Here is a 9,254-nt window from a genome sequence, read left to right on the forward strand (position 1 = left end):
GGACCCTCCCCGGACCTCCCGGACCTCCCGGACCTCGCGGACGCGGTCCCCGCCCTGCTGCGGCGCGGCTGCTCGGTCCGGGAGGTCGCCCGCGAGGTGGGGCTCAGCGAGCGGCAGCTGCACCGCCGCTGCCTGCACGCCTTCGGGTACGGAGCGAAGACCCTGGACCGGGTGCTGCGGATGCGGCGGGCGCTGGCGCTGGCGGAGGGCGGCACCCCGCTGTCCGAGACCGCCGTGCGCGCCGGGTACGCCGATCAGGCCCATCTGGCCCGGGAGGTCCGGTCCCTGGCCGGTACCTCCCTGACCGGGCTCATCCGCCCGTGAGCGGCGCGAAGAGGTCCACGCCGTTGCCGTCCGGGTCCCCCAGCACCGCGTAGCGCTGGCCCCAGGCGGCGTCCCAGGGCGCCGTGCGCCCCTCGTAGCCCGCGCCGGTCAGCGCCGCGTAGACCTTGTCCACGTCCGCCGGGCCGTCGCACAGGAACGCCAGCCCGATCCGGCCCGCGCCACGGGGGCCGGGCTCCCACTCGGGGGCGAAGGAGCGGACGGTCGCCTCGGAGTCCCAGGCGATCCGCAGCCCGCCGGGCAGCTGGGCCTCGACATGCGGCTCGCCGTCCGCGTCCGCGGGGATGTCGAGGCCGAGTCTGCGGTAGAAGGCGAGGGAGGCCGCCATGTCGGAGGTGACGATGCCGATGAGGTCGAATCGAGGTGTCATGCCGGCACGGTAGGCAGCTGTGGGCGCACCGGTCTTGAACGGAACAGACGCCCGCTACGGTGTTCCGTATGCCGGAGATCCTGACCGTGGTGACCACCATCGACAGCGAGGAGCGGGCCCGCGCGCTCGCCGCGGGCGCGATCGAGCGGAGAGTCGCGGCCTGTGCCCAGGTCGGCGGGCCGGTGCGCTCCTTCTTCCGGTGGGAGGGGGCGGTGCAGTCCGAGGACGAGTGGCAGGTGCAGTTCAAGACGCCCGCCGCGCGGTACGACGCGCTGGAGGCGTATCTGCACGAGGCGCACGCGTATGAGGTCCCCGAGATCCTCGCCGCCCCCGTGGCCCGGGCGAGCGCCGCCTACGCGGAGTGGGTGGCCGAGGAGACGGCCTGACCCCTCTGCTGCGCAGGGGCAGCCCCTGGACCGCGCGGACGCGGAACACCGGACGACAGGCGTTACGGTCGGCATATGCACGACTACACGGCCTCCGATGCCGAGCGCTGGGTGCCGGAGCCCGACAAGCGCCCCGGCCGCACCGCCTTCCAGCGCGACCGCGCCCGGGTGCTGCACTCCGCCGCGCTGCGCCGCCTCGCGGGCAAGACACAGGTGGTGACGCCCGGCGCGCCCGGCGAAGGGGCGGCCCGGGGCGCCCCGGACATACCGGGCCCGCCGGGCGGCGGCCCCGGCAGCGCGTGGGACGCCACGCCCCGCACCCGGCTGACGCACTCCCTGGAGTGCGCGCAGGTCGGCCGGGAGCTGGGGGCCGCACTGGGCTGCGACCCGGATCTGGTCGAGGTCGCCTGCCTCGCCCACGACCTCGGGCACCCGCCGTTCGGCCACAACGGCGAGCGGGCGCTGAGCGAGGTCGCCGCGTCCGCCGGCGGCTTCGAGGGGAACGCGCAGTCCCTGCGGCTGCTCTCCCGGCTGGAGCCCAAGCGCTTCACCGGCGACGGGCGGCAGCCCGGGGAGCAGGCGAGCGTGGGGCTGAACCTCACCCGGGCCGCGCTGGACGCCGCCACCAAGTACCCGTGGCCGCGCGGCGGCCATCCGGGCGGCCCCGGCTCGCCGAAGTTCGGGGTGTACGCGGACGACCTGCCCGTCTTCCGCTGGTTCCGCAGCGGAGCCCCGGACGGCCGCCGGTGTTTCGAGGCGCAGGTGATGGACTGGTCGGACGACGTGGCCTACTCGGTGCACGACGTCGAGGACGGCCTGCGCGCCGGGCACCTCGACCCGCTGCTGCTGCACGCGGAGCCGGAGCGGCGGGACATCTTCGCGGTGGCCGCGGCGCGCTACGCGCCCGGCGCTGACCCCCGGGAGCTGGCCGCCGCGCTCGACCGGCTGCTGGAGCAGGACTGGTGGCCGCACGGCTACGACGGCACCGTCCGCGCGCAGGCGGGCCTCAAGGACGCCACCAGCCAGCTGATCGGCCGCTTCTGCCTCGCCGCCGAGGAGGCCACCCGCGCCGCGTACGGGCCGGGGCGGCTCACCCGCTACGCCGCCGAGCTGGTGGTACCGCACGGCGTCCGGCTGGAGTGCGCGGTGCTCAAGGCGGTGGCCGACTGTTATGTGATGCAGCGGCCCGACCTGGAGCGGCTCCGGGCCGAACAGCGGGTCGTCCTGGCCGAGCTCGCCGAGGCGCTGCTCGCCCGCGCGCCCGCGGGGCTCGACCCGCAGTACCGCGCGCTGTACGCGGAGGCCGGCGGCGAGGCGGCGCGGCTGAGGGTGGTCGTCGACCAGATCTCGTCGCTGACGGACGCCTCGGCGCGCGCCCTGCACCACGCGCTGGTGTGACGTACCCGCCGCGGGCACGGACGGGACGTCCGGTCCGTGCGACGGCGCACGCCGACTCCCGCCCCTTCCCGGCTCCCCGCCGATGCGGGACGCTCCCCTTGGACGCGGCGGCCCGGCGGCCCCGGCGTGCCGCCGACGGCGGACACGGAACCGCACGCAGGGCGACCGCGCCCAAGCAGACGGCCTTGGCGGGGTGTTCAATGGCATCAGCCCGCATCCGAAGGCCGCGTGTCCGTACGTTCGCACGGCCGGACAGCAGGCCCGCACGGGCAGCGTCAGCGAGGAGGCATCAAGTGGTCGACGCACACCGGACGTTCGTCATCATCGGAGGGGGACTGGCAGGGGCGAAAGCCGCCGAGACCCTGCGCGCGGAGGGCTTCACCGGCCGCGTGATCCTGATCGGCGACGAACGCGACCATCCCTACGAGCGCCCGCCGCTCTCCAAGGGGTACCTCACCGGTGCGGACGAGCGCGACGGTGTCTTCGTGCACCAGCCCGCCTGGTACGCGGGGGCCGACATCGAGCTGCACCTGGGGCAGCCGGCGGTACGGCTGGACCGCGCCGACAAGGCCGTGCTGCTGGGCGACGGCACCCGGATCCACTACGACCGGCTGCTGCTGGCCACCGGCTCCGAGCCGCGCCGGCTGGACATCCCGGGCACCGGCCTGGCCGGCGTGCACCATCTGCGGCGGCTCGCGCACGCCGACCGGCTGCGCGGGGTGCTCGGCGCGCTCGGGCAGGAGAACGGCCACCTGGTCATCGCGGGCGCCGGCTGGATCGGCCTCGAAGTGGCGGCGGCGGCGCGCACATACGGTGCGGAGGTCACCGTCATCGAGCCGGAGCCGACGCCGCTGCACCCGGTCGTCGGCCCGGAACTGGGCACCCTCTTCGCCGACCTGCACCGCGAGCACGGGGTGCGCTTCCACTTCGGCGCCCGGCTCACCGAGATCGCGGGCGAGGACGGCATGGTGCAGTGCGTCCGTACGGACGACGGCGAGGAGCACCCGGCGCACGACGTGCTGGCCGCGATCGGCGCCAAGCCGCGCACCGCGCTCGCGGAGGCGGCCGGGCTGGAGCTCGCCGAGGGGCCGGGCGGTATCGCGGTGGACGCGTCGCTGCGCACCAGCGACCCGGACGTCTTCGCCGCCGGTGACGCGGCGGCGCAGCTGCACCCGCGCTACGACCGGCGGCTGCGGGTGGAGCACTGGGCGAACGCGCTGAACGGCGGCCCGGCGGCGGCGCGCGCCATGCTCGGCCGGGAGGTGTCCTACGACCGGGTGCCGTACTTCTTCTCCGACCAGTACGACGTCGGCCTGGAGTACTCCGGCTACGCGCCGCCCGGCAGCTACGACCAGGTGGTGTGCCGGGGCGATGTCGGCAAGCGCGAGTTCATCGCCTTCTGGCTGCGCGACAACCGGGTGCTGGCGGGGCTCAACGTGAACGTCTGGGACGTCACCGGGGCCATTCAGGACCTCATCAGCTCGGGCGTGGCGGTCGACCCGCACGCGCTGGCCGACCCCGGTGTGTCCCTGGAGTCGCTGGCGGGATAAATTGCTCATAGTCGAGCAAAAACGTACAGCACCGTACAGCTAAGGACGGTTGAGCAATGGCGAAGCAGACGGTGGCCGAGCAGTTCGTCGACACCCTGGCGCGCACCGGCGTCCGGCGGCTCTACGGGGTGGTGGGCGACAGCCTCAACCCCGTCGTCGACGCCATCCGCCGCAACGCCGCCATCGACTGGGTGCAGGTCCGCCACGAGGAGGCCGCCGCCTTCGCCGCCGGGGCCGAGGCACAGCTCACCGGGCAGCTGGCGGCCTGCGCCGGCTCCTGCGGCCCCGGCAACCTGCATCTGATCAACGGGCTGTACGACGCCCACCGCTCCATGGCGCCGGTGCTCGCCCTCGCCTCGCACATCCCCAGCAGCGAGATCGGCACCGGGTACTTCCAGGAGACCCACCCCGACCAGCTGTTCCGCGAGTGCAGCCACTACAGCGAGCTGATCTCCAGCGAGCGGCAGATGCCGCGGGTGCTGCAGACGGCCATCCAGCACGCCGTCGGCCAGCAGGGTGTCAGCGTCATCGCGCTCCCCGGGGACATCGCGGCGCGCCCCGCGCCGGAGAGCCCCGAGGAGCACGCCCTGGTCACCGCGCGCCCCCGGGTCCGCCCGGGGGACGCGGAGATCGACGCGCTGGCCCGTATGGTCGACGACGCCGAGCGGGTGACGCTCTTCTGCGGCAGCGGCACGGCGGGCGCGCACGAGGAGGTCATGCAGTTCGCGGAGCGGGTGAAGTCCCCGGTCGGCCACGCGCTGCGGGGCAAGGAGTGGATCCAGTACGACAACCCGTACGACGTGGGCATGAGCGGCCTGCTCGGCTACGGCGCGGCGTACGAGGCCACCCACGAGTGCGAGCTGCTGATCCTGCTGGGCACCGACTTCCCGTACAACGCGTTCCTGCCGCAGAAGGACGTGCGGATCGTCCAGGTGGACGTGCGGCCCGAGCACCTCGGCCGCCGCTCCACGCTCGACCTCGCCGTGTGGGGCGACGTCCGCGAGACGCTGCGCTGTCTGACCCCGCGGGTGCGGGCGAAGAACAGCCGCACGTTCCTGGACCGGATGCTGAAGAAGCACGCCGACGCGCTGGAGGGCGTCGTCAGCGCCTACACCCGCAAGGTCGAGAAGCACACGCCCATCCACCCCGAGTACGTGGCCTCGGTGCTGGACGAGGAGGCGGCGGACGACGCCGTGTTCACGGTGGACACCGGCATGTGCAACGTGTGGGCGGCCCGCTACCTCACCCCGAACGGGCGCCGCCGGGTGATCGGCTCCTTCACCCACGGCTCCATGGCCAACGCCATGCCGCAGGCCATCGGCGCGCAGTTCCTGGACCGGGGCCGGCAGGTCGTCTCGATGTCCGGGGACGGCGGGTTCGCGATGCTGATGGGCGACTTCCTGACGCTCGTGCAGTACGGGCTGCCGGTGAAGGTGGTGCTGTTCAACAACTCCTCGCTCGGCATGGTCGAGCTGGAGATGATGGTCGACGGAATGCCCTCATACGGGACGACCAACCGCAATCCGGACTTCGCCGCGCTGGCCCAGGCGGCGGGCGCGTACGGGGTGCGGGTGGAGAAGCCCAAGCAGCTGCGGGGCGCCCTGCGGGACGTGCTGCGGCACGAAGGGCCCGCGCTGATCGACATCGTCACCGACCCGAACGCGCTCTCCCTCCCGCCGAAGATCACCCGGGAGCAGCTGAGCGGGTTCGCGCTCTCCGCGAGCAAGACCGTGCTGGACGGCGGCGTCGGCCGGATGGTGCAGATGGCCCGCTCCAACCTGCGCAACATCCCCCGTCCCTGAGCGCCCCCCGGGGGCCGGGCCGTCCCCCGGGGGAACGCGATGTCGGCGGGGCGCCGTAGACTCATTCCGTGGCTGGAAGGATCAACGACGAAGACGTGAAGGCGGTCCGGGACGCGGTCCCGATCGACTCCGTGGTCTCCGAGTACCTCCAGCTGCGCAACGCGGGCGGCGGCAACCTCAAGGGCCTGTGCCCGTTCCATGACGAGAAGTCCCCCTCCTTCCACGTCAGCCCGAGCAAGGGGTTCTACCACTGCTTCGGCTGCCAGGAGGGCGGGGACACTCTCGACTTCGTGATGAAGGTCGACCACCTGTCCTTCTCCGAGGCCGTCGAGCGGCTCGCGGCCCGCGCGGGCATCACCCTGCGGTACGAGGAGGGGGGCTACGGCCGCGCGTCCCAGCAGGGCGAGCGCACCCGCCTGGTGGAGGCGCACCGGGCCGCGGCGGAGTTCTACGCCGAGCAGCTCGGCTCCCCCGAGGCCGAGGTGGGCCGCCGCTTCCTCGCCGAGCGCGGCTTCGACCAGGCGGCGGCCGGGCACTTCGGCGTCGGCTACGCCCCGGCGGGCTGGGACCACCTGGTGCGGTTCCTGCGCGGCAGGGGCTTCACGGACAAGGAGCTGACCGCCGCGGGCCTCGCCCAGGAGGCGCGGAACGGCCGCCCGATCGACCGCTTCCGCGGCCGGCTGCTGTGGCCGATCCGGGACATCACCGGCGAGGTCGTCGGCTTCGGCGCCCGCAAGCTGCGCGAGGACGACCAGGGCCCGAAGTACCTGAACACCCCCGAGACGGCGATCTACAAGAAGTCCCAGGTGCTCTACGGCATCGACCTGGCCAAGCGGGAGATCGCCAAGGCCAACCGCGCGGTCGTCGTCGAGGGGTACACCGATGTGATGGCCTGCCACCTGGCCGGGGTGCCGACCGCCATCGCCACCTGCGGCACCGCCTTCGGCGGAGAGCATGTGAAGATCCTGCGGCGCGTCCTGATGGACAACGCCCAGTCGGAGGTCGTCTTCACCTTCGACGGCGACGCGGCCGGGCAGAAGGCCGCGCTGCGCGCCTTCGAGGACGACCAGAAGTTCGCCGCCCGCACCTCCATCGCCATCAGCCCCGGCGGTATGGACCCGTGCGACCTGCGGCTCGCGGAGGGCGACGAGGCGGTGGCCAAGGTCGTCGAGAGCCGCGCCCCGCTCTTCCGGTTCGCCATCCGCTCCATCGTCGACCGGCACAATCTGGACACCGCACAGGGCCGCTCGGCGGCGCTGGAGGAGGCCGCGCCGATCGTCGCGCAGCTCAAGGACGGCGGGGTGCAGCACGAGAGCGCCGTCGAGCTGGCGGGCCTGCTCGGCATCGTGGACGAGCAGTTCGTGGTGCGGCGCGTGGCCCAGCTCGCCCGCTGGCGGCGGGAGCGCGGACGCGAGGGGGCACCCCGGGGCCGTACGGCGCACGCGCCGTCGCCCTCCGCCCCCTCGGCAGCCGGTTCCGCAGGGCCGGCCCCGCACGGGCCCGCGCTGCATCTGCGCAGCCCGGCGCACCGCGTGGAGCGCGAGCTGCTGAAGCTGGCGCTGCAGCGCCCCGAGCTGGTCTCGCCCGCCTTCGACGCGTACGGCGCCGACGAGTTCACCGCGCCCCCGTACGCGGTGGTCCGGCAGGCCGTCGAGGCGGCGGGCGGCGCGGAGGCCGGGGTCTCCGACAGCGACTATCTGGCCCGGGTCTGCGAGGCCGCGCCCGACGACACCGTCAAGTCCCTGGTGACCGAGCTGACGGTGGAGCCGCTGCGCAGCGCCCGCAACCGCGAGGTCGACGAGGCGTACGCGGGCGAGCAGCTGGTCGCGGTCCGCCTCGCGGCCGTGGGCGCCCGCATCGCCGAGCTGGAGGGCGCCGCGCGGCGCCTGGAGGCCCGCCAGGACCACCAGGGTGCGGTGCCGGTACGGCAGCAGATCTGGACCCTCCAGCAGTACGGCACGGCACTGCGCGAACGGGGAGCGGCGGCGCTCTGAGCGGGGCGCCTCCGGCGCGGCCGGGTTTGTAAAAACTGGTCGCACGACTCTCGTGGCGAGAGTGTGTCGTACCCCACACTGGTTTGCGGTGCCTGAGTCCTCGGAGCGGGGCGGCGCCGGCCAGGAGGGGCCGCAGTCCCCCGCGGATCCGCACAGTACACATGGGATGGAGCGCGGCCCGGCCGCAGCCGTCCCCGTCTCGCACGCCGCCCCCGAACCGGCAGCGATCACACTGGAGGTCGCCCCCGTGCAGACCCAGACCCTGACCAGCGGGGCCCCCGCCGCCCCCGAGCCGGTGCGGGAGACCGTTCCCGCGCAGCCCGGCCCGCCCGAGGCGGAGCTGGAGGCACCGCCCAAGCAGGAGCTGTCCGGCAGCGGCCCCTCCGCCGACCTGTTCCGCCAGTATCTGCGCGAGATCGGCCGGATCCCGCTGCTGTCCGCAGCCGAGGAGGTCGAGCTGGCCCGCCGGGTCGAGGCGGGCCTCTTCGCCGAGGAGAAGCTCACCCGGCAGCCCGGCCTGGACGGGCAGCTGGCGCTGGACCTGGACCGGCTCGTGGTGCGCGGCCGGCTGGCCAAGCGCCGCCTCATCGAGGCGAACCTGCGGCTGGTCGTCTCCGTCGCCAAGCGCTACGTCGGCCGCGGCCTGACCATGCTCGACCTCGTCCAGGAGGGCAACCTGGGCCTGATCCGCGCGGTGGAGAAGTTCGACTACGCGCGCGGCTACAAGTTCTCCACGTACGCCACGTGGTGGATCCGGCAGGCCATGTCCCGCGCCCTCGCCGACCAGGCCCGCACCATTCGGGTGCCCGTGCATGTCGTCGAGCTGATCAACCGCGTGGTGCGGGTGCAGCGCAGAATGCTCCAGGAGCGCGGCTACGAGCCGCCGCCCGAGGAGGTCGCCGCCCACCTCGACCTGCCCGAGGAGCGGGTCAGCGAGGTGCTGCGGCTCGCCCAGGAGCCCGTCTCGCTGCACGCCCCGGTGGGGGAGGAGGACGACGTCAACCTCGGCGACCTGATCGAGGACGGCGACGCGCCCTCGCCCGTCGAGTCCGCCGCCTTCCTGCTGCTGCGTGAGCACCTGGAGGCCGTGCTGTCCACGCTGGGGGAGCGGGAGCGGAAGGTGGTGCAGCTGCGCTACGGGCTGATCGACGGCCGCCCGCGCACCCTGGAGGAGATCGGCCGCCTCTTCGGGGTCACCCGCGAGCGGATCCGGCAGATCGAGTCCAAGACGCTGAACAAGCTCCGCGACCATGCCTTCGCCGACCAGCTGCGGGGATATCTGGACTAGGACTTGTCCGGTCGATCATGTGACTGCCTCGCGTCCGGGTCGTTGATGCGGACATGGGGCGGGGTGATCTGAGTGATGCCGAGTGGGAACGGCTGCGGCCGTTCCTGCCTGTCAGTAACAGGCG

8 protein-coding genes are annotated in these 9,254 nt (G+C 73.6%); 7 read left to right on the forward strand and 1 reads right to left on the reverse strand.

Annotated elements, in window-relative coordinates:
* A partial coding sequence (locus G5C65_RS24415) for a helix-turn-helix transcriptional regulator (protein ID WP_165301071.1) occupies positions 1-324 on the forward strand: 324 nt, incomplete at its 5' end.
* Here the strand turns inward: G5C65_RS24415 and G5C65_RS24420 are convergent.
* The gene (locus G5C65_RS24420) at positions 311-712 is read right to left on the reverse strand and encodes a VOC family protein (RefSeq protein WP_206442216.1); all 402 of its coding nucleotides are present in this window, start codon (positions 710-712) and stop codon (positions 311-313) included. The genes G5C65_RS24415 and G5C65_RS24420 overlap by 14 nt on opposite strands.
* A 68-nt stretch (positions 713-780) precedes the next feature.
* Between G5C65_RS24420 and cutA the strand changes: the two genes are divergently transcribed.
* The 6 genes from cutA (at position 781) to G5C65_RS24450 (ending at position 9,130) form a co-directional block, all read left to right on the forward strand.
* Positions 781-1,098 (forward strand): divalent-cation tolerance protein CutA, encoded by a 318-nt coding sequence (gene cutA / locus G5C65_RS24425; protein ID WP_165301072.1) that lies wholly within the window; start codon positions 781-783, stop codon positions 1,096-1,098.
* Between the two features lie 75 nt (positions 1,099-1,173).
* Complete coding sequence (locus G5C65_RS24430) at positions 1,174-2,496, forward strand: deoxyguanosinetriphosphate triphosphohydrolase (protein ID WP_165301073.1); 1,323 nt, start codon at positions 1,174-1,176, stop codon at positions 2,494-2,496.
* Positions 2,497-2,789: 293 nt separating this feature from the next.
* Complete coding sequence (locus tag G5C65_RS24435) at positions 2,790-4,046, forward strand: FAD-dependent oxidoreductase (protein ID WP_165301074.1); 1,257 nt, start codon at positions 2,790-2,792, stop codon at positions 4,044-4,046.
* A 56-nt stretch (positions 4,047-4,102) separates the two neighbouring features.
* Complete coding sequence (locus G5C65_RS24440; RefSeq protein ID WP_165301075.1) at positions 4,103-5,848, forward strand: pyruvate dehydrogenase; 1,746 nt, start codon at positions 4,103-4,105, stop codon at positions 5,846-5,848.
* Positions 5,849-5,916: 68 nt separating this feature from the next.
* Positions 5,917-7,842, forward strand: coding sequence for a DNA primase (gene dnaG, locus G5C65_RS24445; protein ID WP_165301076.1), 1,926 nt, complete (start codon positions 5,917-5,919; stop codon positions 7,840-7,842).
* An 88-nt stretch (positions 7,843-7,930) separates the two neighbouring features.
* On the forward strand, positions 7,931-9,130 hold the full coding sequence (locus tag G5C65_RS24450) for a sigma-70 family RNA polymerase sigma factor (protein ID WP_165301077.1): 1,200 nt from the start codon (positions 7,931-7,933) through the stop codon (positions 9,128-9,130).
* Positions 9,131-9,254 lie beyond the last annotated feature (124 nt).

The sequence above is a fragment of the Streptomyces boncukensis genome, assembly GCF_011045075.1.
In the GTDB taxonomy this organism is placed as follows: Bacteria; Actinomycetota; Actinomycetes; order Streptomycetales; family Streptomycetaceae; genus Streptomyces; species Streptomyces boncukensis.

Excerpts from the sequence above, each read along its gene's own strand:
- G5C65_RS24420 (WP_206442216.1), bottom strand. The coding sequence starts at position 712 with ATGACACCTCGATTCGACCTCATCGGCATCGTCACCTCCGACATGGCG.
- cutA (WP_165301072.1), top strand. The coding sequence starts at position 781 with ATGCCGGAGATCCTGACCGTGGTGACCACCATCGACAGCGAGGAGCGG.
- G5C65_RS24430 (WP_165301073.1), top strand. The coding sequence starts at position 1,174 with ATGCACGACTACACGGCCTCCGATGCCGAGCGCTGGGTGCCGGAGCCC.
- G5C65_RS24440 (WP_165301075.1), top strand. The coding sequence starts at position 4,103 with ATGGCGAAGCAGACGGTGGCCGAGCAGTTCGTCGACACCCTGGCGCGC.